The sequence below is a fragment of the Streptomyces sp. NPDC002619 genome (genome assembly GCF_042889305.1).
In the GTDB taxonomy this organism is placed as follows: domain Bacteria; phylum Actinomycetota; class Actinomycetes; order Streptomycetales; family Streptomycetaceae; genus Streptomyces.
The window spans coordinates 193,836-216,830 of the sequence record NZ_JBIAQV010000002.1; the positions used below are offsets into that span (position 1 = coordinate 193,836).

20 protein-coding genes are annotated in these 22,995 nt (G+C 70.9%); 8 read left to right on the top strand and 12 right to left on the bottom strand.

Annotation, left to right across the window (positions count from 1 at the left end; all coding sequences use genetic code 11):
* On the bottom strand, positions 1–1,266 hold a 1,266-nt coding region (locus tag ACFYXB_RS05015), incomplete at its 3' end, for a protein kinase (RefSeq protein ID WP_389577811.1).
* Between the two features lie 245 nt (positions 1,267–1,511).
* Between ACFYXB_RS05015 and ACFYXB_RS05020 the strand changes: the two genes are divergently transcribed.
* The 4 genes from ACFYXB_RS05020 to ACFYXB_RS05035 all read left to right on the top strand — a co-directional run bounded on the left by ACFYXB_RS05020 (position 1,512) and on the right by ACFYXB_RS05035 (position 6,838).
* Positions 1,512–2,867, top strand: a complete 1,356-nt coding sequence (locus tag ACFYXB_RS05020) for an aspartate aminotransferase family protein (protein ID WP_389577813.1) — start codon at positions 1,512–1,514, stop codon at positions 2,865–2,867.
* Between the two features lie 102 nt (positions 2,868–2,969).
* Entirely contained in the window at positions 2,970–3,665 is a 696-nt protein-coding gene (locus ACFYXB_RS05025) for a GntR family transcriptional regulator (RefSeq protein ID WP_389578633.1), read from the top strand.
* A complete protein-coding gene (locus tag ACFYXB_RS05030) occupies positions 3,662–6,121 on the top strand; it encodes a dolichyl-phosphate beta-glucosyltransferase (protein WP_389577816.1) in 2,460 nt (819 codons plus the stop codon). Before ACFYXB_RS05025 ends, ACFYXB_RS05030 begins: the two co-directional genes overlap by 4 nt.
* A 66-nt stretch (positions 6,122–6,187) precedes the next feature.
* Complete coding sequence (locus ACFYXB_RS05035; protein WP_389577819.1) at positions 6,188–6,838, top strand: hypothetical protein; 651 nt, start codon at positions 6,188–6,190, stop codon at positions 6,836–6,838.
* Here the strand turns inward: ACFYXB_RS05035 and ACFYXB_RS05040 are convergent.
* Positions 6,831–7,082: a hypothetical protein gene (locus tag ACFYXB_RS05040; protein WP_389577821.1), complete on the bottom strand. Its 252-nt coding sequence runs from the start codon at positions 7,080–7,082 to the stop codon at positions 6,831–6,833. The two genes, ACFYXB_RS05035 and ACFYXB_RS05040, sit on opposite strands and share 8 nt — an antisense overlap.
* Positions 7,083–7,599: 517 nt before the next feature.
* Here ACFYXB_RS05040 and ACFYXB_RS05045 point away from each other — a divergent pair.
* Positions 7,600–9,435, top strand: coding sequence for a serine/threonine-protein kinase (locus ACFYXB_RS05045; protein ID WP_389577823.1), 1,836 nt, complete (start codon positions 7,600–7,602; stop codon positions 9,433–9,435).
* 24 nt (positions 9,436–9,459) lie between these two features.
* Here the strand turns inward: ACFYXB_RS05045 and ACFYXB_RS05050 are convergent, their stop codons facing one another.
* Complete coding sequence (locus ACFYXB_RS05050; protein WP_351360526.1) at positions 9,460–10,743, bottom strand: adenylosuccinate synthase; 1,284 nt, start codon at positions 10,741–10,743, stop codon at positions 9,460–9,462.
* 197 nt (positions 10,744–10,940) lie between these two features.
* Here ACFYXB_RS05050 and ACFYXB_RS05055 point away from each other — a divergent pair, with 197 nt between their 5' ends.
* Positions 10,941–11,810: a diacylglycerol kinase family protein gene (locus tag ACFYXB_RS05055; protein ID WP_389577826.1), complete on the top strand. Its 870-nt coding sequence runs from the start codon at positions 10,941–10,943 to the stop codon at positions 11,808–11,810.
* A gap of 63 nt (positions 11,811–11,873) precedes the next feature.
* Here ACFYXB_RS05055 and ACFYXB_RS05060 read toward each other — a convergent pair whose 3' ends face one another.
* Positions 11,874–12,365 carry a GbsR/MarR family transcriptional regulator gene (locus ACFYXB_RS05060; protein ID WP_389577829.1) on the bottom strand — a complete coding sequence of 164 codons (492 nt, stop codon included), beginning with the start codon at positions 12,363–12,365 and terminating at the stop codon, positions 11,874–11,876.
* Between the two features lie 104 nt (positions 12,366–12,469).
* Between ACFYXB_RS05060 and ACFYXB_RS05065 the strand changes: the two genes are divergently transcribed.
* Both ACFYXB_RS05065 and ACFYXB_RS05070 read left to right on the top strand, forming a co-directional pair.
* Positions 12,470–13,366 (top strand): ABC transporter ATP-binding protein, encoded by an 897-nt coding sequence (locus tag ACFYXB_RS05065; RefSeq protein ID WP_351360535.1) that lies wholly within the window; start codon positions 12,470–12,472, stop codon positions 13,364–13,366.
* Positions 13,363–14,967 carry an ABC transporter permease gene (locus ACFYXB_RS05070; protein WP_389577831.1) on the top strand — a complete coding sequence of 535 codons (1,605 nt, stop codon included), beginning with the start codon at positions 13,363–13,365 and terminating at the stop codon, positions 14,965–14,967. The genes ACFYXB_RS05065 and ACFYXB_RS05070 overlap by 4 nt, the downstream gene beginning before the upstream one ends.
* Before the next feature lie 15 nt (positions 14,968–14,982).
* Here ACFYXB_RS05070 and ACFYXB_RS05075 read toward each other — a convergent pair whose 3' ends face one another.
* From ACFYXB_RS05075 to ACFYXB_RS05110, 8 genes are all read right to left on the bottom strand, one after another.
* Positions 14,983–15,579 carry a Uma2 family endonuclease gene (locus tag ACFYXB_RS05075; RefSeq protein WP_389577833.1) on the bottom strand — a complete coding sequence of 199 codons (597 nt, stop codon included), beginning with the start codon at positions 15,577–15,579 and terminating at the stop codon, positions 14,983–14,985.
* Positions 15,580–15,666: 87 nt separating this feature from the next.
* Positions 15,667–16,887 (bottom strand): cytochrome P450, encoded by a 1,221-nt coding sequence (locus ACFYXB_RS05080; protein WP_389577835.1) that lies wholly within the window; start codon positions 16,885–16,887, stop codon positions 15,667–15,669.
* Positions 16,888–17,005: 118 nt separating this feature from the next.
* Positions 17,006–17,680, bottom strand: coding sequence for a response regulator (locus tag ACFYXB_RS05085; protein WP_388501271.1), 675 nt, complete (start codon positions 17,678–17,680; stop codon positions 17,006–17,008).
* A complete protein-coding gene (locus tag ACFYXB_RS05090; protein ID WP_389577837.1) occupies positions 17,677–19,047 on the bottom strand; it encodes a sensor histidine kinase in 1,371 nt (456 codons plus the stop codon). Before ACFYXB_RS05090 ends, ACFYXB_RS05085 begins: the two co-directional genes overlap by 4 nt.
* Before the next feature lie 83 nt (positions 19,048–19,130).
* Positions 19,131–20,021 carry an alpha/beta hydrolase gene (locus ACFYXB_RS05095; protein ID WP_389577840.1) on the bottom strand — a complete coding sequence of 297 codons (891 nt, stop codon included), beginning with the start codon at positions 20,019–20,021 and terminating at the stop codon, positions 19,131–19,133.
* 295 nt (positions 20,022–20,316) lie between these two features.
* Positions 20,317–21,534, bottom strand: a complete 1,218-nt coding sequence (gene kynU / locus ACFYXB_RS05100) for a kynureninase (protein WP_389577843.1) — start codon at positions 21,532–21,534, stop codon at positions 20,317–20,319.
* Positions 21,527–22,375: a tryptophan 2,3-dioxygenase family protein gene (locus ACFYXB_RS05105; RefSeq protein ID WP_351360557.1), complete on the bottom strand. Its 849-nt coding sequence runs from the start codon at positions 22,373–22,375 to the stop codon at positions 21,527–21,529. Before ACFYXB_RS05105 ends, kynU begins: the two co-directional genes overlap by 8 nt.
* Before the next feature lie 146 nt (positions 22,376–22,521).
* The gene (locus tag ACFYXB_RS05110; protein WP_351360560.1) at positions 22,522–22,935 is read right to left on the bottom strand and encodes a DUF3151 domain-containing protein; all 414 of its coding nucleotides are present in this window, start codon (positions 22,933–22,935) and stop codon (positions 22,522–22,524) included.
* Positions 22,936–22,995 lie beyond the last annotated feature (60 nt).

Genomic DNA, 22,995 nt, shown 5'->3' on the forward strand with positions numbered 1-22,995 from the left:
GGGCTGACCAAGCGCGGGGCCCTGGCCGGGCACGGAGGGCTGACCGAGTGCGGGGCTCTGGCCCGGCGCGGGGTCCTCCTTCTGCATCCCGGCGGGGACGGGCGCGACCCCGGGGTCCCGAGCCGTAACGGGGCCCGGGACAACGCCGGCCCCCGGCGCGGCCGTACCGCCCGAAGCGGAACCACCGGGAGCAGCCGCCCGATCAGAGGCAGGATCGGAGTCCGAAACAGAACCGGATCCAGAAGCAGCCCCGGGACCAGAGGCACCGCCGGAACCAGAAGCAGCCCCGGCGCCCGAACCAGCCCCGCCCCCCGAAACCACCGTCCGCCCCTCCCCCAGCGTCGACTCCGGGTCCTCGGCATCCAGCAACTGCACCGCATGCCGCCCCAGTTGGGCCACCAGCGCCCCCGGCAGCCACGGGTCCCGGGACCGGCCGCCCGACACCGTGTCCTCGGCGCCGGTGCGTTCCAGGATGTGGTCGAGCGTGGGACGGGACGCGGGGTCCTTGCGCAGGCAGTCGCGCACGAGGTCGGCGATGCCCTCGGGAACGCCGTCGAGGTCCGGTTCCTCCTGGGCGATGCGGAACATAAGGGCGTGCACTCCGCTGTTGGCGGCGCCGAACGGCAGCACGCCGGACGCCGCGTAGGCAAGGACGGAGCCGAGGCAGAAGATGTCGCAGGCCGGCGTGATCCGGTCGCCGCGCACCTGCTCGGGCGCCATGAAGCCGGGCGAGCCGACCATGGAGCCGGTGCGGGTGAGCCCGTCGCCGGCCGAGGTCTCCAGCGCACGCGCGATCCCGAAGTCGATGACGCGCGGCCCGTCGATGGTGACGAGCACGTTGGACGGCTTGAGGTCGCGGTGGACGATCCCGGCGGCGTGGATGTCCGTCAGGGCGTGCGCGAGCCCGGCCGCGAGGATGCGGACCGAGCGTTCGGGCAGCGCGCCGTGGTCGCGGCCGACGACCTGCTGAAGGCTCGGCCCGGCGACGTACCCGGTGGCCACCCATGGCACCGCGGCCTCGGTGTCCGCGTCCAGCACCGGCGCCGTCCAGTAGCCGCCGACGCGCCGCGCGGCCTGCACCTCCTGGCGGAACCGCGCCCGGAACTCCTCCTGCGCGGCGAGTTCCTCGCGCACCAGCTTCACGGCGACGGTACGGCCCCGGTCCGACCGCGCCACATACACATGCCCCATGCCGCCCGCACCGAGCCGCGCCAGCAGCCGGTACGCCCCGATCCGCTTCGGATCCCCGGTCCCCAGCTTCTCCATGGCCGCCCCGCCTTCCCCCCGCCCGTGAACAACAGCCCGAGAATAGTGCTGCCTGCTGGAGAGTCGCGGGGGAGGTGCCCACGGTTCCTCAACCAGCGGTAAGAGCTGGTTCGGCGCCTTCATCGGCCATTTCCACGGCCTCGGCGTCCCGACTCCCACCATCGACACCCTGTCGCGGAAACCCCCCGACCAAGGAACAGACCGCCGATATCCCCTCCGCATCCCGGACATCTACGCTCGCCGGCATGACCCCTCAGCCCAACCCCGAAGCCGGCGCCGCGGTGAAGGCCGCGGACCGTGCTCATGTGTTCCACTCCTGGTCCGCACAGGAACTCATCGATCCGCTCGCCGTCGCCGGCGCCGACGGGTCGTACTTCTGGGACTACGACGGCAAGCGCTACCTGGACTTCACCAGCGGGCTCGTCTTCACCAACATCGGCTACCAGCACCCGAAGGTCGTCGCCGCGATCCAGGAACAGGCCGCAACCCTGTCCACGTTCGCACCCGCGTTCGCCGTCGAGGCGCGTTCCGAGGCGGCCCGGCTGATCGCCGAGCGGACCCCGGGCGACCTGGACAAGATCTTCTTCACGACCGCCGGTGCCGACGCCGTGGAGCACGCGATCCGCATGGCCCGGCTGCACACCGGGCGGCCCAAGGTGCTGTCGGCCTACCGGTCGTACCACGGCGGCACCCAGCAGGCCGTGAACCTCACCGGCGACCCGCGCCGCTGGCCGTCGGACAGCGGCACCGCCGGTGTCGTCCACTTCTGGGCGCCCTTCCTCTACCGCTCCCGCTTCTACGCACAGACCGAGGAGCAGGAGTGCGCCCGGGCGCTGGAGCACCTGGAGACGACGATCGCCTTCGAGGGGCCCGGGACCATCGCCGCGATCATCCTGGAGACCGTTCCGGGTACGGCGGGGATCATGGTGCCGCCGCCCGGCTATCTCGCCGGGGTGCGGGAGCTGTGCGACAAGTACGGGATCGTGTTCGTCCTGGACGAGGTCATGGCCGGGTTCGGGCGCACCGGTGAGTGGTTCGCGGCCGACCTGTTCGACGTCGTGCCGGACCTGATGACCTTCGCCAAGGGCGTGAACTCCGGGTATGTGCCGCTCGGCGGTGTCGCCATCTCCGGGAAGATCGCGGAGACCTTCGGCAAGCGGGCCTATCCGGGCGGGCTGACGTACTCCGGCCATCCGCTCGCCTGCGCCGCCGCCGTCGCCACCATCAATGTCATGGCGGAAGAGGGTGTCGTCGAGAACGCCAAGGACCTCGGCGCCACCGTCCTCGGGCCCGCGCTGCGCGAGCTCGCCGAGCGGCACCCGAGCGTCGGCGACGTACGCGGTGTCGGCATGTTCTGGGCGCTCGAGCTGGTGCGGAACCGGGAGACCCGGGAGCCGCTGGTGCCGTACAACGCGGCCGGCGAGGCGAACGCCCCCATGGCCGCGTTCGGCGCCGCCGCCAAGGGGCACGGCCTGTGGCCCTTCATCAACATGAACCGCACCCACGTCGTCCCGCCGTGCAACGTGACCGAGGCCGAGCTGAAGGAAGGCCTCGCGGCGCTCGACGCGGGGTTGGGCGTGGCCGACGAGTACACGGAGTAACGCCCCCGGAACTGCCGTCGGGGGAACCCGAACGCGTAAGGTGGCGTGCTCATAGACATAAGCGAGTACGTCACCCGCACGTGTGAGGAGAGGCCCCCGACCATGCCGGGCAACGGCGCCGTGACGCGCAGTACCCTGCGCCAGCAGATCGCGGACGCGCTTCGTGACGAGGTGCTGGCCGGGCGGCTCCAGCCGGGGCGCGCATTCACGGTGAAGGAGATCGCCGAGCAGTACGGGGTCTCGGCCACCCCGGTCCGCGAGGCCCTGGTGGACCTGTCCGCGCAGGGCATCCTGGAGGCGGACCAGCACCGCGGCTTCAGCGTCCCGGAATACTCCCTCGACGACTTCCGCGGCATGATCGAGGCCCGCAGCCTGGTCACGGACGGCATGTTCCAGGCCCTCATCGCGGGCGGCCACCCGGCCTTCAAGGACCCGGAGGACGCCCGTACGGCGGCGACGCTCGCCACGGTGCGGCGGCGCGGCGAGGAGGCGCAGCGCGCCGCGAACGCCGGCGACCTCACCGTCCTGATCGGCTACGACCTGCGCTTCTGGCGCGAGCTGAGCGCCCTGTTCGGCAACCCCTATCTCGCCGACTTCCTGCACCGGCTGCGCGTGCAGTCCTGGGTGTGCGCGGTGCAGCATCTGCGCCGGCTGAGCGAGCCGCGCGGCGCGCTGTGGTGCGGCCACGCCGCGCTGGTCGACGCGCTGGCCGGCCAGGACTTCGCCGGGGCCCGCGCGATCGTCACCGAGTACAACGAGCACAACCTCGCCCTGATCGAGCGACTGGCCGCCGGATGAGCGGCCACCGTCCCGAGGCCGTCCGCGAGGCGAGCGACCGTCCCGAACTCGTCGACCTCTCCGTCGTCGTCCCCGCCTACAACGAGGAAACCCGCCTCGGCCCCACCCTCACCGCCGTCATCGCCTACCTGGACGCCAACGAGGGCCGCTGGGGCGCGTGGGAGGTGATCGTCGCCGACGACGGCTCCACCGACGGCACCCGCGACGTGGTCACCGCCCTTGCGCATCCCCGCGTCCAGCTCGTCGGCGCCCCGCGCAACCGCGGCAAGGGCCACGCCCTGCGCCTCGGCGTCGCCGCCTCGCACGGCCGCCGGGTGCTGGTCACCGACGCCGACCTGGCGGCCCCGATCGAGGAGCTGGAGCGGCTCGACAAGGCGCTCAGCGAGGGCCATGCGGCGGCGATCGGCTCGCGTTCGGTGCCGGGCGCGGACATAGCCAACCACCAGCACCCGGTGCGCGAGTTGCTCGGCCGCGCCGGGAACCTGCTGATACGCACGACGGCGGTGCCCGGCATCCGGGACACCCAGTGCGGTTTCAAGCTCTTCGAGGGCGACCGGGCCCGCGCGGCCTTCGCCGCCTCGCGGCTCGACGGCTGGGGCATCGACGTGGAGGTGCTGCGGCACTTCCACCGCGCGGACTGGACCGTGGCCGAGGTCCCGGTGCGCTGGAGCCACCAGCCCGGCTCCAAGGTGGGCCCGCTCGACTACGGCCGGGTCCTCGCCGACCTGGCCCGCATCCGGGCCCGCGCCGTGCGCCCCGCCGACCTCCTGGCCGTCACCCTCTTCCTGCTCCTGGCGGTCGCCCTCTACTCCGGCCGCTTCTTCGACCCGGCCCACCGCTACCTCCCCGACTCCCTCCAGGACCAGAACCAGTGGGAGTGGTTCTTCGCGGTGACCGCGGACAACGTGGCGCATCTGCGCAACCCGCTCTTCTCCGACCTCCAGGGCTTCCCCGACGGCGTGAACCTGATGGCCAACACGGTCATGCTGGGCCTGTCGGTGCCCTTCGCGCCCATCACGCTGGCGTTCGGCCCGGCGGTCGCGCTCAGCCTCTGCATGACCCTGGGCCTGGCAGCGACGGCGGCCGCCTGGTACTGGCTGTTCCTGAAGCGCGTCGTACGGCACCGGGCGGCAGCCTTCATCGGCGCCTGTCTGGCCGCGTTCGCGCCGCCGATGGTCAGCCACGCCAACGCGCACCCCAACTTCGTGATCCTCTTCATGATCCCGCTGATCATCGACCGCGCCCTGCGTCTGTGCGCGGGCACGCGGGTCGTGCGGGACGGGATCGTGCTGGGCCTGATGGCGACGTACCAGATCTTCCTCGGCGAGGAACCCCTCCTGCTGGCGTCGATCGGCATGACCCTGTTCGCCGCCGCCTACGCTGTGCTCCGCCGGGACGTGGCCCGGCAGTCCTGGCGCCCGCTGCTGAAGGGCCTCATGATCGCCGGAGCGGTCTGCCTGCCGATCGTCGCCTACCCGCTCTACTGGCAGTTCGCGGGCCCGCAGAGCTACAAGAGCGTCCTGCACGGCGACAACGCGGGCAACAGCCCCCTCGCCCTGATCGCCTTCGCCGAGCGCTCGCTGATGGCCGGCAACGCGGAGCGGGCGAACTCCCTGTCCCTCAACCCCACCGAGCAGAACGCGTTCTACGGCTGGCCGCTCGTCGCCGTCGCGCTCGCGATCGTCGTACGACTGTGGGAGCGGACCCTCGTCAAGGCACTGGCGTTCACCGCGGTCGCCGCCGCGCTGCTGTCGCTCGGCCCGAAGATCCGCATCCCGCTCACCGACACCGTCTACTCCGGCCCCTGGGCGCTGCTCGCGCACAAGCCGCTGTTCGAGTCGGTGATCGAGGGCCGGCTGGCGATGATCTGCGCCCCGGCCCTGGGCCTGCTGCTCGCGATCGCGCTCGAGCGGCTGGCGGCGACGCGCCGCCCGACGACGCAGTACGTCGGCCTGCTGGGCATCGCCCTCGCCCTGATCCCGATCGTCCCGGCACCGCTGAGGTCCGAGCCGCGGGCCCAGGTGCCGGCGTTCATCGCGGACGGGATGTGGAAGTCGTACGTCCACGAGGGCGAGTCACTGGTCCCCGTGCCGCTGCCGGACCCGGGCGCCGCCGAGGCCCTGCACTGGCAGACGGCCGCCGACCTGGGCTTCAAACTCCCCGGCGGTTACTTCAACGGCCCCTACGGCACCGAGCGCATCGGCATCTACGGCGCCTCCCCGCGCTACACCTCCAACATGCTGCGCGACGTCCGCTACACGGGCAAGGCGCCGACGATCGGCCCGAACTGGCAGGCACAGGCCAAGCAGGACTTCGCGTACTGGAAGGCGGGCGCCCTGGTGCTCGCCCCGCAGCCCAACGACGGCCCCCTGCGCGACACCCTGGAGAAGCTGACCGGGCGGCCCGGGAAGTGGACCGGCGGGGTGTGGGTATGGGACCTGCACGAGGGGAGCTGACCTCGCGTCGCCCCCATTACTCTGCTTACCCGTGCCTTGAGCACCGCCCCGTGTGAGGAGCTTTCTTTGGCCTGTGACCTGTGGCTGGTACCGCTCGTCGACGTGTTGTGCCACACCCCCGACAACCCCTTCGCCGAGGAACTCGCGCAATACGACAAGGTGCTCGCCGAGTCCGGGCTGCCGCCGGTGCCGGTGTACCAGTACATGCCGGGACTGACCGGCGAGGTCGCCCCGGTGGCCGGGTTCGACTACGACGCGCTGCACTTCCTGCGCCGGGTCTACCTCCTGCAGATGTGCGGGCTGCCGGTGACGCCGGTGGACGAACTGGGCGGTGACTACCAGCAGTTGCTGGAGATGTTCGAGTCGACGGCCCAGCAGTCGCACCTGGTCTGGCACTACGACCACGCGGGCGCATACGTCCCGGTCGACTTCCCGCACCCGCTCTCCAACGACGAACTCCTCGCGGGGGGCGGCCCCTTGGGCTCCTCGCAGTCGCTCCTTCGGGAGCTGGAGCTCGTGGCCCCGTCGATCGGCATCGACCCGACGAACCCGCCGCCGGCCCCCGCACCCCCGCGCGCGCCCACGGAACTGGAGGAGCCGGCGGTCCCGCCGCCCTACGACCCGAGCCCCTTCGCCCGCGAGCGCCACGTCTGGCTGGGCCTGCACGCGGCGACGACCCGCAGCCTGGCCCAGGGCTCGATGATCGTCTTCAGCTGACGGACCCGTCGCAGTGAAGCGCGGTGCGGAGCAGAAGGGTGTGCACCAGTCGGCAGGGCGACGTCGGCGCGTGGCACCAGCTCAACGGCCACGTCGTGCCGTCGAGGGCGGGAATCGGGACGTACGAGATGTGGTTCGGTCCCGTGGTCGGACGGGTGACGGCGTCGGGCCAGGCCCGGTGGGCTGTGCTGCCCGCAGGGACCAGGAAGTAGACCGCCCGGCGTCCGTTCGCCTGCTCGATCACCGGTCCCGGGTCGCCACCCGTCAGCCGGGCCAGCCGGTCGGCGAGGGCGCGGCCCTCATCGCCGTCGACCCTGATCGCGTCGAACTGGACGCCCGCCTTGCGGAGTTGGATGCCGACATCCGGGATCCATGCCGTGATCTCGGGGTCGAGTGCGGGCGACGCGTCTGCTGCGGGAACATCCCGTAGTCAGAGCCCTGGCACTGAACGAGCCGGCACTTGCGCACACGGCCGTGCTGCGGCCCACAACGGTGTGGCACGACACGGCGTGGCAGTGGCTGACCGCGCACGTGACGGCACATCTCCCGAGGGGCGCCGAGCAGGAAGCGGCCGCGCTCGCGGTGCTCACCACGACCTTGCCGTACGCGCTCACCCCACCGCAGGCCTCTCCGGACCCCGCCGCTGACAGCACAGCTATCGACCGACGGCTGGCTCTGGCAACACACGCATGTCTCGGCCTCCCACCAGTCTGTCCAAACTGCTGAGGTCGCGACCCGCCCGTCTGGAATGATCGCGTGCCATGCAGCCCCTGGCCCCCGAAGACCCGGCCCGCATAGGCCCGTACCGTCTGCTGTCCCGCCTGGGAGCGGGCGGCATGGGCCGGGTCTACCTCGCCCGGCGGGACGACGGCGACGACAGCGACGTCCCGGCCTCGCCGACTTCCATGGCCGTCGCGGTCAAGTTGATCCGTACGGATCCCGACGCCCGGCACGACGAGTTCCGGCGGAGGTTCGCCCGCGAGGTGGCCGCCGCGCGTCGGGTGAGCGGCAGGTGGACCGCACGGGTGCTGGACGCCGACACCGACGCCGAACAGCCATGGGTGGCCACCGAGTACGTGGCCGGACCGACCCTGCGGGCCGTCGTACGCGGGGACTTCGGGCCACTGCCGTCCGCCTCCGCGCACGTCCTGGCGCACCGCCTCGCGCAGGCACTGGACGCCATCCACGCGGCGGATCTCGTCCACCGGGACCTCAAACCGTCCAACATCCTGCTCACCGCCGCCGGTCCCCGCGTCATCGATTTCGGCGTGGCCCACGACGTCATGGCCGACTCCACGCTCACCCGCACCGGAAGCCTGGTCGGCACACCGGAGTTCATGTCCCCGGAGCAGGTCAGAGGCGAACGGGTCACCCCGGCCGGCGACGTATTCTCGCTCGGCAGCGTCCTGACGTACGCCGCCACGGGCCGCTCCCCCTTCCAGGGCGCGGGCGAAGGCGGCGTACACGCACTCCTGTTCCGCATCGCCTACGAGGAGCCCTTACTCGACGGCGTGCCCGAGGCACTCACGGACCTCGTACGTCGCTGCCTCGCGAAGGACCCGGAGGAGCGGCCCGAGGTGGCGGAGCTGGTGGAACTGACTCGACGAGCCCCGGCCGGAGCCTGGTTGCCGTCGGCCCTTCTGGTCCGCCTCGACCGGATAGCGGCGGAGCCCGTACCGAACGCTCCGCAGCGGGCGGAGACCGCACCGCAGGAGACCACGGAGTTCCCCGACTTCCCCGAGCCTTCGGAACCGGTGCCCGACCGCGATCCGCTGGACGTGCCGGAGGCGGGAATCGTCCCGCCCCGGATCCTGCGGAAGCCGCTGTCCCGGGCGGTGCACGTCAGACAGCGGCTCGCCGGCGGGCTGCTGGCGAGCGTGGCCGCGCTGTCGGTCGCGGTGGGCGGGGTGACGGTGTGGGCGGCGTTCGCGCAGGACGAGCCCGGTGGCGACGAACCCTTTGTAGTGCCCACCGGAGACATCGTGGCCGCCGCATACGGAGAGACGGAGGCCCATGCGAAGGCGTATCTGGGCCAGCAGTCGTTCACCCTGCACCTGTCTCTGTACGACCCCGCGAAGACGGGCTATGTCGCGGGGACACCCGGAGCGGTGTGCAAGGGAACCTTCGGTGAGGTGGCCGTGAAACCGGACGGGGTCGAGTTGAGGCGGCCCAGCCGCTCCGTGATCCTTCCCGAGGGTGCCCCGAACAGCGTGTGCCCTGAGCTCGGCACGATCCGACTGGAACTGGCGGACCCCGACGTCGTGTGGATGACCCAAAGGCACTGGGGCACCCCTCTGGAGCTGGGCGGCCGCCCAGGCGATTCCGTCCCGTCGTCCTTCATCGGCACCCGTGCATTCCGCGGCTGGACCGTAAGCGTGCGCAAGGGTGCCATCGGAGAACCACTGGTCACAGGTACCCGGACCTCATCCGGCCGCCATTGCACATGGAAGGCCGTCGTCCTGGACGCCGGCAGCGTCCTGCGGACCACCCCACCCGTCCTCGACGCGCCCCACTCCGACCCGGGCTGCACGGCCCCCACCGCCCCGGTGACCCTGGCCCGCAACAACGCACGCCCCCAGCCGACGAGAACCGGCTGAGGGCGTGTCGCGGCGCGTCGGCGCCTACAGGAACGAGTTGACCTCGATCGTCTCGTCGCGGCCCGGGCCCACGCCGATCGCGGAGATCGGGGCGCCCGACATCTCCTCCAGGGCCTTGACGTAGCTCTGGGCGTTCTTCGGCAGGTCGGAGAAGGACTTCGCCTTGCTGATGTCCTCGGACCAGCCCGGGAGGTTCTCGTAGACCGGCTTCGCGTGGTGGAAGTCGCTCTGCGAGTAAGGCAGTTCCTCGACCCGCTTGCCGTCGATCTCGTACGCCACGCACACCGGGATCTGCTCCCAGCCCGTGAGGACGTCCAGCTTGGTGAGGAAGAAGTCCGTGAGGCCGTTGACGCGGGTCGCGTAGCGGGCGATCACCGCGTCGAACCAGCCGCAGCGGCGGTCACGGCCGGTGGTGACACCCCGCTCGCCGCCGATCCGGCGCAGCGCCTCGCCGTCCTCGTCGAAGAGTTCGGTCGGGAAGGGGCCGGCGCCGACGCGAGTCGTGTAGGCCTTCAGGATGCCGATGACCCGGCTGATCTTCGTCGGGCCGACTCCGGAGCCGGTGCAGGCGCCACCCGCGGTCGGGTTCGACGACGTGACGAAGGGGTACGTGCCGTGGTCGATGTCGAGCAGCGTGCCCTGACCGCCCTCGAAGAGGACGACCTTGTCGTCCTCCAGGGCCTGGTTGAGGACCAGGACCGTGTCGGCGACGAACGGCCTGATCTGCTCGGCGTAGCCCAGCAGTTCCTCGACCACCTGCTCGGCGGCGATCGCGCGCCGGTTGTAGAGCTTGGTGAGGATCTGGTTCTTGACGTCGAGGGCCGCCTCGACCTTCTGCAGCAGGATCGACTCGTCGTACAGATCCTGGACCCGGATACCGACGCGGTTGATCTTGTCCGCGTAGGTCGGTCCGATACCGCGCCCGGTCGTGCCGATCTTCCGCTTTCCGAGGAAGCGTTCCGTCACCTTGTCGACGGTGACGTTGTACGGCGTGATGATGTGCGCGTTACCGCTGATCAGGAGCTTGGACGTGTCGACGCCACGCTCGTTCAGACCGCTCAGCTCGGAGAGCAGGACCGACGGGTCGACGACGACGCCGTTGCCGATGACCGGCGTACATCCGGGAGAGAGGATTCCGGAAGGGAGGAGGTGGAGTGCATACTTCTGGTCGCCGACGACCACCGTGTGGCCGGCGTTGTTTCCGCCCTGGTAACGGACGACGTAATCCACCGAGCCACCGAGCAGGTCGGTGGCCTTCCCCTTGCCTTCGTCACCCCACTGAGCACCGAGCAGCACAAGTGCGGGCACGCGCGTACACCCCTTCCGGGCGGGGCATGTCCAAGGTCAGGGGCGTACGCGTAGGGTTCACCGCCGCGCACCACCGCGACCGTCGTTGGTCGCACAACCGTCGGACCGGATGCCCCGGAATAGACGAAGCCCCTGGCGCAATAGCGCAAGGGGCTCTTGCACAAAGATGCTACCCGAGGAAGCGAGGCAGGACCGAGGTGGCGACTTTCGCAACGTCCGATCAGCTGCTGGTGATCATCGATCCGGTCGCCCAACGGACGGACGGCGAGTCCGTACGGATCTCGAAAGACGTGCTCAGCGCGGGTGCGGCGATGAAGGTGTGCCTGCCGGAGGGGCCGGAGGAATTCGCCCGCGCGCTGGAGCGACGCGGGTCCCGCCGCCCGGTGGTGGTGGGCGACGACCGGGCACTGGTCCGTGCGGTGTACCTGCTCCACCGGCAGCGGGAGCTGGCCGGATGCGCGCTGTCGGTGGTGCCGGTGGGGGGTGTGGTGGCGCTGGCGGAGGCCCTGGGGGTGCCGACCGGGGCGGTGGCGGCGGCGCGGGCGGTCCTCGACGGGGTCGAGCGCCGGATGGACCTGCTGGTGGATGACAGCGACGGGGTGGTGCTGGGCGCGCTGCGGATCCCTCCGGTCCTGGTGCGTGAGGCTCCGGCGGCGGAGTCGGCGATGTCTGGGCCGGGGCGCCCCTGGCTGCGTACGACGTACCAGTCCCTGGTCCGCACCCTGGGCCCCCGCCCGTCCCGGCCGGGCCCACCGGCGAGCGGACCCCGGTCCGCGCCCGCGCGGCTGCGCGTGGAGGTCGACGGGGTGACGGTCGTCGACCTGGACCAGCCGCTGGAGGCAGTCTCGGTGACGCCTGGCTCCGCCGGCCTGGCCGAGGTCGAGATCCACCCGGTTCCGCTCGGCGCGGAGACCGCACCTCCACTCCGGACGACCGGGCAGACGGTGACCGTGACGGGGCCGGATTTCCGCTACCGGGCGGATGCGGCGGTGGCGGGGCCGGTACGGAGGCGGACGTGGCGGATGGTGGAGGGGGCTTGGGGGCTCACCGTGCCGTCATCCGCGTGAGTCAGTGCGTCGGTGAGTCAGGATCAGGTGGACGGGGCCCCGCGCCCCCTCAACCACCACCCCTCACCCCTCGCCGAAGAGCTCGTCCCGGTGGACCCGCCAGCGCTCCATCATCTTGGCGATCTCGCCGTCGACGAACTCGAAGAACGCGAGTGTCTCGGCGAGGCGCCGTCCCGCCGGGGTGGTCTCGCCGAGGCTGTCGACTCCCTCGCGCAGGGCGTGTTCCCAGCGCTTGAGAACGGCGTCCCGGTTGGTGAGGGCCTCGTACCACTGGTTGCTGTGGACCCGGTAGCGCTCGCGGCGTGAGCCGGGTTCGCGTTCGCGCGAGACCATGTGCTGCTGGGCGAGGTAGCGCACCGCGCCGGACACGGCGGCAGGGCTGACCTGGAGCAGTACGCCCAGCTCGGCCGAGGTCAGGGAGCCGGAGTCGGAGGACAGCAGGGCCGCGAACACCCGCGCCGGCATGCGCTGCATCCCGGCCTCGACCAGCTGGGCCGCGAAGCTCTCCACGAACTTCGAGACCGCCCTCGCGTCCCGTCCCGCGACATCCGTCATCGCCTGATCATCTCCCCTGCTCAGACACCATTCACCAGTCTATCGAGAGCTTTATATGCTTCCTTAACTTCACAAATTTCTGAAAGAAGCGTACGTTCTGAACCATGACGAAGGCAATCACGGTCTCCGGGCTGCACAAGTCGTTCGGTACGACGCACGCCCTGGACGGTCTCGACCTGGACGTCGAGACCGGCGAGGTCCACGGCTTCCTCGGCCCCAACGGCGCCGGCAAGTCCACCACCATCCGCGTACTGCTCGGCCTCCTGCGCGCGGACGCCGGCGCCACGCAGATCCTCGGCCGCGACCCGTGGAAGGACGCGGTGGAGGTCCACCGCCGCATCGCCTACGTCCCCGGCGACGTGACCCTGTGGCGCAACCTCTCCGGCGGCGAGGTCATCGACCTGTACGGCCGTCTCCGTGGCGGCCTGGACGTACACCGCCGCGCCGACCTGATCGAACGCTTCGAGCTCGACCCGACCAAAAAGGGCCGCACCTACTCCAAGGGCAACCGCCAGAAGGTCGCCCTGGTCGCCGCCTTCGCCTCGGACGTGGACCTGCTGATCCTGGACGAGCCGACCTCCGGACTGGACCCCCTCATGGAGGAGGTCTTCCAGCGCTGTGTGGAGGAGGAACGCGACCGGGGCCGCACGATCCTCCTGTCCTCCCACATCCTCAGCGAGGTGGAGGAGCTGTGCGACCGGGTGAGCATCATCCGCAAGGGCCGCACGGTGGAGAGCGGTTCCCTCGCGGACCTGCGCCACCTGACCCGCACCAGCGTGTCCGCCGAACTGGCGGGCCCGCCCAACGGCCTGGCCCACCTCCCCGGCGTCCACGACCTCGACGTACAGGGCCGCCGCGTCCGCCTCCAGGTCGACACCGACAAACTGGACGCCGTACTGCGCCAGTTGAGCGAGTCGGGCGTTCGTTCCCTCACCTCGACGCCTCCCACCCTGGAGGAGCTGTTCCTGCGCCACTACCAGGACGAGGTGGACGCACGATGACCGCCACGACCTTCGCCGCCCGCACCGGCGGCTCTCGTCAACTGGCAGGCACAGGCACCCTGTTGCGCTTCGCCCTGCGCCGGGACCGCGTGATGATCCCGGTCTGGGTCGCGGTGAACGCGCTGATGGTCCTCTCCATGCCGAGCTCACTGAAGACCCTGTACGCCACCCAGGCGGACCGAGCGGACCTGATCCACCAACTGTCCACCAACGCCTCCCTGCGCGCCCTGATCGGCCCGGTCTTCGACGACAACTTCGGCGCACTCACAGCGTGGCGCGTAGGCGTCTACGCGGGCGCGCTCGCGGCCGTGACAAGCCTCCTGGTGGTCGTACGCCACACCCGGGACGAGGAGGAGAGCGGCCGCCAGGAACTGCTGTCGTCCGGCATGGTCGGCCGCCGGGCCCCGCTGACGGCGGGCCTGCTGGCGGCGGCGGTGGCGAACGCGGCCCTGGCCCTGCTGATCACGGCAGGCCTGGCGACGTACGGCGCGGCCGGAGCCCTGCTCTTCGCCCTCGGCATCTTCGGGGTGGGCATGGTCTTCGCGACTATGGCGGCGATCATCGCCCAGCTCACGGAGAGCGCACGCCTGGCCCGAGGCCTGACGGCGGCGGTCCTCGGCGCGGCATTCTTCCTACGAGCGGCGGGCGACTCGGCGACGACGGACGGCTCCTCGATCCTGACCTGGCTGTCCCCCCTGGGCTGGCTGGAAAACACCCGCGCCTTCGCGGACAACCACGCCTGGGTCCTCCTCCTCTTCATCGCGGCGACGGCGGTCCAAGCAGCCGCCGCCTACACACTCGCCGGCCGCCGGGACATCGGCATGAGCTTCCTGCCCACCCGCCCCGGCCCGGCCCAGGGAAAGCTGGCGTCGGCGGGTGCCCTGGCCTGGCGCCTCCAGCGGGGCAGCGTCCTCGGCTGGTCGATCGGTTTCTTCCTGGCCGGGGTGATCTACGGCGGCCTGACGGACGGAGCTGCCGACCTGGTCGGCAACAACAAGCAGGCCAGGGAGATGTTCGAGCGTATGGGCGGCCACGCGGCCCTGACGGACGCGTTCCTGGCCTCGACGATCGGCTTGATGGGCCTGATCGCGGCGCTGTACGTGGTGGCATCGGTCCTCCGCCTGAACGGCGAGGAGACGTCGGCCCGAGCGGAACCACTCCTGGCGGCAGCGGTGGGCCGCCTGCGCTGGGCGGCAGGCCACCTGACGATCGCCTTCGGCGGCGCGGCCCTGCTCATGCTGCTGACGGGCCTGGGCTTCGCCGCGGGCTACGGCAAGAAGCTGGGCCCGATCCTGGGCGCGTGCCTGGTCCAGGTGCCCGCGATCTGGGTGATCGGCGCAGTGGCGGTACTCCTCTACGGCCTGCTGCCGCGAGCGGCGACCGCGGCCTGGGGCGTAGCCGGCGCGGTCCTGCTGATCGGCTGGGTCGGCCCGGCGCTGAACCTCCCGCAAACGCTCCTGGACATCTCCCCCTTCGGCCACCTGCCGAAGATGCCGGGCGGGGAGATGGCCTGGACGCCGGTCCTGATCCTCACGGCGCTGGCGGTGGCACTGGTGGCGGCGGGGCTGGTGGGGTTGCGGAGGCGGGACATGACGACGTGACGGCGGCCGGGGACGTCAGTCGACGTACTGCTTGAGGTCCTCGGTGTCGAGCTCGAAGCCGACAGGTCCGGGAAGGACCACCTTCTCGCCGAGTTCCGCCATGTGGACGTCGCGGTACCCGATCCGCGGGTCCGGGTCGCTGTGTACCACCACCTTCATCCTGTCGCGATCGATCAGGAGGTAGACGGGGATACCGGCCTCCCCGTAGGCCTGAGGCTTCTCGACTCGGTCCCGCTTGTGGGTGTCCGAGTCGAAGGAGGTGATCTCGACGACCATGAGCACGCCCTCGGGATCGGCCCACTCGCCCTGTCCGTTGAAGTGACCCACCGGAGCGAGCACGGCGTCGGGCCGTGCTCGACCGTTCCGGTACGCCTCGACCTTCAAGCCCTGGCCTGTGGTGTTGAGGGTGAGGTCGGACCGAGCCTGCTTGCACTGGAAGACCAACCACATGGCGATCTCGCCGTGGCTGCCGTTCGTCACCTTCTTGACCTCGATCCGTCCGTCGATGAACTCGAACCTGACGGTCTCGTCCTCACGGGCGGCGAACTCGGCGATTCGCTCGAACATGTCCACTGACAACTGAGACGACGTGCGCTCTGCCATAACCGTCATGGTGCCTCCCTTCGCAGGCGGGCACCAGCTTGGCGAGCGTGCCGCACCCATCGCCCGGATTCGTCCAGTGATCATCCGAACGGGTGATCAACCCACCTCCACACTCAGCCCCTTCAAGCCTCTGATCACAAAGTTCGGCTTCCGCTCCGGCTCTGCCGCCAAGGTCAGGGACGGAGCCTGCTCCAGCAGGGCCCTCATGGAGGCGGCCAGTTCGATGCGGGCCAGGGGGGCGCCGATGCAGTAGTGGATGCCGGCGCTGAACGAAATATGCGGGTTGTCCTTGCGGGTGAGATCCAGCCGCTCGGGTTCGGGAAAGACGCCGGGATCATGATTGGCGGACCCGAAGAGCATGGCGACCTCCGCACCGCGCGGAACGGTGACGCCGTCGATCTCGATCTCGTCGAGCACCCATCGCTCAAAGAGCTGGAGCGGAGTGTCGTACCGCATCAACTCCTCCACGGCGGACGGCACGAGCGAGTGATCGGCGCGCAGGGTCGCGAGTTGCTCAGGATTCCGGAACAACGCCCACCACCCGTTGACCGTCGCGTTCACCGTGGCCTCGTGGCCGGCGTTGAGCAGCAGTACTGCGGTGGAGATCATCTCCTGCTCGGTGAGCCGGTCGCCCTCGTCGTGGGCGGCGATCAGGCCCGAGATCAGATCCTCGCCGGGCTCCTTGCGGCGTGCCGCGATCAGCTCCCGCAGATACTCCGAGAACTCGACCGACGCCCGCACGGCCTTGGCCGCCGTATCCTCCCCGGGGTTCAGCTCATACATCCCGCAGATGTCGGCCGACCAGGGCCGCAACTGCCCCCGATCCGCCTCAGGGATCCCCAGCATCTCGGCGATCACGGCAACGGGCAGCGGCTCGGCTACATCGGCCAGCAGATCACCGCCCCCGGCCTCCACCAGCCCGACGACCAGTTCCCCGGCCAGCTCCTCGACGTACGGCTTCAGCCGCTCCACGGTCCTGGGCGTGAACGCCTTCGACACGAGCCGCCGGATCCGGGTGTGGTCCGGCGGTTCGAGGTCGAGCATCCCGTGATCGTTGAGCGTGTGGAACGGCTCGTGCTCGACCGGAGGCGCGGTACGCCCGAAGTCCTCGTGCGAGAACCGGTGCTGATAGGTCCGCCCGAGCCGCCGGTCCCGCAACAACGCGCTGACGTCGGCATGATGCGGCACGAGCCACTGATCGGTCGGGGCGTAGTGAAGGATCCTCCCCCGCCCCCGCAGCTCGGCATAGGCCGGGTAGGGGTCGGCGAGGAACGCGGGGTCCCAGGGGGCGAAAGCGAGCTCGGAATCATCAGCCATGCCCGGACGCTAGCCGATGGGTGGATTTGTGCCACAGGGGCAACCCAAAACCGAGGAACACCCACCCTCTCCCCGGCCGAAACCCACCGAACCCGAGCCGCCTCACCGCCCTCAAATCTCACCCGGGCGTAACCAACCGCGCCTCGTAGGCGAACACCGCCGCCTGCGTCCGGTCCCGCAACCCCAGCTTCACCAGGATCCGGCTCACGTGGGTCTTGATCGTCGACTCGGCCACCACCAGCCGCTCAGCGATCTCCGCGTTGGACAGGCCCTGGGCGATGAGGATCAGGACCTCCGTCTCCCTCTCCGTCAGGTCGCCGTACGCCGCATGCGCCATAGGCGCGAACCTCGGTGCCTCGGCCAGCTTCGAGAACTCCGTGATCAGGCGCTTCGTCACCGAGGGTGCCAGCAGCGCCTCGCCGGCCGCCACCACCCTCACCCCGTCCGCCAGTTGGCGAGCCGACGCGTCCTTCAGCAGAAAGCCCGACGCTCCCGCCCGCAGCGCCTGGTACACGTACTCGTCCAGGTCGAACGTCGTCAGCACCAGCACCTTCGCCGTACCGTCGGCCACCACGATCTCCCGCGTCGCCTCGATGCCGTTCAGCTCGGGCATGCGGATGTCCATCAGGACCACGTCCGGAGTCAGCTCCCGTACCCGGTCCACCGCCTCACGTCCATTGACCGCCTCCCCCACCACCTCGATGTCCGGCATCGCGTTCAGCAGCACCGAGAAGCCCTCGCGGACCATCATCTGGTCGTCCGCGATCAGTACCCGGATCGTCCCGGTCGTCATGCTTCACCACCACTCTCGACCGCGACGGGCAGGAACACCGCCACCTCGTATCCACCGCCGTCCTGAAGCTCCACCGGCCCCGCGGTCATCTCGCCGTTCAGCATGGACACCCGCTCCCGCATCCCGGTGATCCCGTGCCCCGCCCCCGGCGACGGCTTGATCAGCGCCGGCGCGGGCGGCGGGCCGTTGACTATGCGCAGGCCCAGCCCGCCCAACACGTATCCGATCTCCACCCGCGCGCTCGCCCCTGGCGCATGCCGCAACGTATTGCTCAGCGCCTCCTGGACGATCCGGTACGCCGACAGCTCCACACCCTGCGGGAGTTCACGCACCGCGCCGGTCACCACCTTCTCGACGGCCAGCCCCGCCTCGCGCACGTTGGCGAGCAGTCCGTCCAGGTCGGCGAGGGTGGGCTGCGGGGCGTCCGGGGCCTCGTAGTCCTCGGCCCGTACGACACCCAGCACCCGGCGCAGCTCCGTCAGCGCCGCCACCGCGTTCTCCCGGATCGTGGCGAAGGCCTTCTCCAGTTCCGGCGGCGGGTTCTCCACCCGGTAGGGCGCGGCCTCCGCCTGGATGGCGACCACCGACATGTGATGCGCGACCACGTCGTGCAGCTCACGCGCGATGGTCGTCCGCTCCTCCAGCAGCGTGCGGCGGGAGCGCTCGTGCGCGGTCACCGTCTGCTGCGCGGTCACCTCCTGCCTGGCGTCACGGCGGACGTGCCGGACGGTCACGGCGAACAGCACCAGGGCGGAGACGACCAGCATGGGTGCGGTGTTGGTGTCGTAGTGGAACCCGCCGAAGAACCACTCTGCCGCGAAGCCGTAGACCGCCGTCACCACCCACATCCAGGCCGCGGTACGCGGGCGGGTGCGTATCGCGACCACCGTGAGCACCACCAGGTGGGAGACGAAGCTCCCCGGCAGCCAGGGCCAGCTGTCCCAGGGCCTGCTCACCACCGCGACGGCCGTGGCCGCCACGAGCGACAGCCAGAACGCGCCCACCGGACGGACGAGCGTCAGCAGGACCGGGGCCAGGGCCAGGGGACCGTACAGCAGGGCCCGGGCGTTGCCGTCACTGCTCCCCAGGGCCAGGAGAAACGCCACCGCCCCGGCCACGGCCACCATCGCGTGCGGGGTCCAGGCCGCCCATTCCCGCTTACGGCCGCGGAGCCTGCGGGTGATCGGGCCGTCGACGCTCATGTGAGGCAGCGGGCGGTACGCGAACGCGTCGCGGAACAGGTCCTGCCGTAGCCCGCGCAGGGCCTCCAGCGCCGCCCGGACCTCGGGGCTGCGCGGTTTGTACGCCTCGTACGCCTCGTTCGTGCTCTTGGGCGGCGTCGGCTGCGTGTGGGTCGTCTCGGTCACGCACAGAACCGTAGGGCGAGGTCCGGGTCGCCGTCGTCACCTGTGAGACGGGTCATTCGGGGTCCGTCTCAGGTACTACCTCATCACCACGCCAGCTGCGCGATCTCCTCCGCCACCACCGCGCAGGCGTCCGCCGCAGGGTCGATGAGCGGGAAGTGGCCGACGTCCTCGAGCAGCGTCAGCCCCACCACCTCGCCCGCCTTCGCCGCCGCCTCCGCGTACGCCTCGGCCACCGCCTGCGGGACGACGATGTCGGTACGGCCCTGGACCAGGGCCGTCGCGATGCCCGTCGGCAGGAGCAGGGCGGGGTCGGCGTACGGCTGACGGTCGGCGAACTTGTCTTCTCCGCCCAGGAGTTGGAGTGCCGCGTTGCCGCAGACGTCCAGCTTCTCCGCCACCGCGAAGTCGGCGATCGGGGCGAGGGCGACCACGCCGCGCAGGGCGGCGGGGCCACCGGTGCGCCACGGGGCGTCGGCGGGCAGGACATGCCGGGCCGCGGCCCACAGGGCGAGGTGGCCGCCGGCCGAGTGGCCGGTGAGCACCGTGCGGCGCGGGTCGGCCTGCGGGAGCGCCTCGCGGACCAGCGCGGGCAGTGCGTCCAGTGCGGCGGCGACGTCGTCGAAGGTGTCCGGCCAGCGGCCCGCGACCGGGCCGGCGCCGCCCTGGGCCGGGAGTGTGGCGCCGCGCCGGTACTCGACGTTGGCCACGGCGAAGCCGCGCCGGGCGAGGTAGTCGGCGAAGGGGGTGATGTGGCGGCGGTCGTACGGTGCGCGCCAGGCTCCGCCGTGCAGGACCACGACGAGAGGGGCCTGGGCGTCGGACTCCGGGAGTTCCGGGGCGTGCGGGGCGTAGAAGTCGATCACCTGGTCGGGGTGGTCGCCGTACGCGGCGGTGGCGTCGGGGTCGACGGGCGGGTGGGAGAAGGCCGACTCCTCTTCGGCGGCGGCCCGGGCTGCGGCGGCGTCGTCCGGCATGCTCCAACCTCTCAGCGGCGTAACGGGGTTCGGCGGACCAGGTGAGATGGCGGTGACGGTATCAGGCCGGTGACGTGGGCGTTTGGCGGTGGGGGGTGGTGACGTGGTGGTGTTGGCGGGTGACGCTGCGTTGGGGCTGAGCGGGGGGGGGACTTGCCCGCGCCTGCGGGGTGCCTCCCCCACTCTCGGCTTCGCTCGAGCGGGGGGACCCCCATCGCCCACCCGTGCCGCCGGGGGTCCCCCCCCCCGCTCGAAGAGTGGGGGGAGGCACGACTGCCCGCAGGGCGGCTGGTGGTTACAGCACCTCGCCCAGTACCCGCGCCGCCCTCTCCGCGTCGCCGTAGCCCACATACAACGGTGTGAAGCCGAACCTCACCACGTCCGGGTGGCGGAAGTCACCCACCACCCCTCGCTCGATCAGCCGCTTCATCACCTCACCGGCGATGGGGGTACCTCCCGCTCGAGCGAAGCCGAGGGTGGGGGAGCAGCGCAGCGCGATCTGGCTGCCGCGCTCCTCGTGCGGCTCCGGGGTCAGGGACTCGACGAGGCCCTCCGGGACGTAGGCCGTGACGCACTCCAGGAAGAAGTCCGTCAGGGCGAGCGACTTGGCGCGGACCGCCGCCACCGACACGCCCTCCCAGACCTCCAGCGCCGCCTCCAGGGCGAGCATGGAGAGGATGTCCGGCGTACCGACGCGCCCGCGCACCGCGCCCGCCGCTGGTTCGTACGACGACCGCATGCCGAAGGGCTCCGCATGGGAGTTCCAGCCGGGCAGCGGCGAGTCGAATCGGTCCTGCAACCCGCTCCGCACATACAGATACGCCGGTGAACCCGGGCCGCCGTTGAGGTACTTGTACGTGCAGCCCACCGCCAGATCGACCCCGTGCTCGTCGAGCCCCACCGGCAGCGCGCCCGCGCTGTGGCACAGGTCCCAGACCGACACGGCGCCCGCCTCCCGCACCGCCGCCGTGAGCGACGGCAGGTCGTGGAGTCGGCCGGTGCGGTAGTCGACGTGGTTGAGCAGTACGGCCGCCGTACGGTCACTCAGCGCGTCCGGCACCTCGGCCGGGGTCACCGGGCGCAGCGCGCACCCCGTCATCCGGGCGGCCGACCCGGCGATGTACCCGTCCGTGGGGAACGTGGTCGCGTCGACCAGGATCTCGTCCCGGCCCTCGCCCGCCAGCCTCACCGCACCCACAAGTGCCTTGAAAACGTTGACACTTGTCGAGTCTCCCACGACGATCTGCCCCGGTGCCGCCCCGACCAGCGGAGCGATCCGGTCGCCGATCCGCTCGGGCGCGGTCCACCAGCCGCTCTCGTCCCAGGAGCGGATGCGCAGTTCGCCCCACTGCCGGCGGACGACGCCCTCGACCCGGCCTGGGACGTGGGCGGGGAGCGCGCCCAGTGAGTTCCCGTCCAGGTACACCACGTCATCGAGCACAAACCGGGAACGCACCGCCCCCAGCTCGTCCTCGGCATCCAACTTCTCTGCCCGCAAGGCCAGTTCAGACATGGGACCTCGCCGTCCACAGCTCCGGGAACACGTTGCCTCGCGCGCGCTTCTCCAGCCAGGCCACACCGGCGGAGCCGCCGGTGCCGGGCTTGGCACCCATCGCACGGCGGGTGGCGACAAGGTGATCGTTGCGCCAGCGCCACACGAGTTCACCGACGTCGGTCAACGCCTCGCCGAGACGGGCGAGTTCGGCGTTCTGGTCGCCGGAGTAGACGGCCGTCCACGCAGCCTCGACGGCTTCCACGGGCTCGTACCGCTGCGACACGTCCCGCCCCAGCACCGCCTCCGGAATCGCATGCCCGCGGCGCGCGAGGAGCCGTACCACCTCGTCGTACAGGCTCGGCTCGTGCAGGGCCTTCTCCAGCTCGGCGTGCACGCGCGGGGCGCCCCGGTGCGGTACGAGCATGGACGCGGACTTCTCGCCGAGCAGGAACTCCATGCGGCGGTACATCGCCGACTGGAAGCCGGAGCCCTCGCCGAGGGCGGAACGGTACGAGTTGAACTGGGCCGGGGTGAGCTGGCCCAGCGGCTTCCAGGAGGCGTTCAGCGCCTCCAGCTCGCGTACCGACCGCTTGAGCGCGTCGATCGCCACCGGCACGTCGTCGGACCGCAGCGCCCGCGCCGCGGTCTCCCACTCGTGCACGACGACCGTGAACCACAGCTCCATGACCTGGGTGGTGACCAGGAAGACCATCTCTCCAGGGTCGTCGGAGAGGGTGTGCTGGAGGTGGGTGAGCACATCGGCCCGGACGTAGTCCTCGTACGGCGTCGTGCCCGCGAAGTCGAGATGCGGGGTCTCGGGCTCAGCGGCCTCGGCAAGGGGGCGAGCCTGTTGGGACATCGCTGTCTCCTGTTGTTGCTCCGGGTAGCGGTCCGCCCCTGCCGATGCCGGCACGGGGGCCCCGGTCCCCACCGGCATCCTCCGCAATCACCCCGGATCCGGCAAGGCCCGCCTGCCGCCAGACGGGCCACACCGGTCTCCGCGGTTCAGCCCAGGGTCTGGGCCGCCGCCGGCGAGGAGTCCTTCAGGAACTGCGTGCAGCGCTCGTATTCCTCCTGCTCCCCGATCGCCTGCGCGGCGCGGGCGAGGGCGTGCAGGGCGCGCAGGAAGCCGCGATTGGGCTCGTGCTCCCAGGGGATCGGGCCGTGACCCTTCCAGCCGCTGCGGCGCAAGGCGTCAAGCCCTCGGTGGTAGCCCGTACGGGCGTACGCGTACGACTCGACGACCGAGCCCCGCTCGAATGCGTCGTCGGCCAGCTGAGCCCAGGCGAGCGAGGAGGTGGGGTACTTGGCGGCGACATCGGCGGGTGCGGTGCCGGACGCAAGCAGTTCCCGGGGCGCCGGGTCGTCGGGGAGGTGGGTGGGGGGCGGCCCCCCGAGAAGGTTCTCGTGAATGCTCATGGGTTCCAGTCTGCTGCATCGTCCCTGATCGGTGACGATCGCGTACGGCCCCTGCCGACC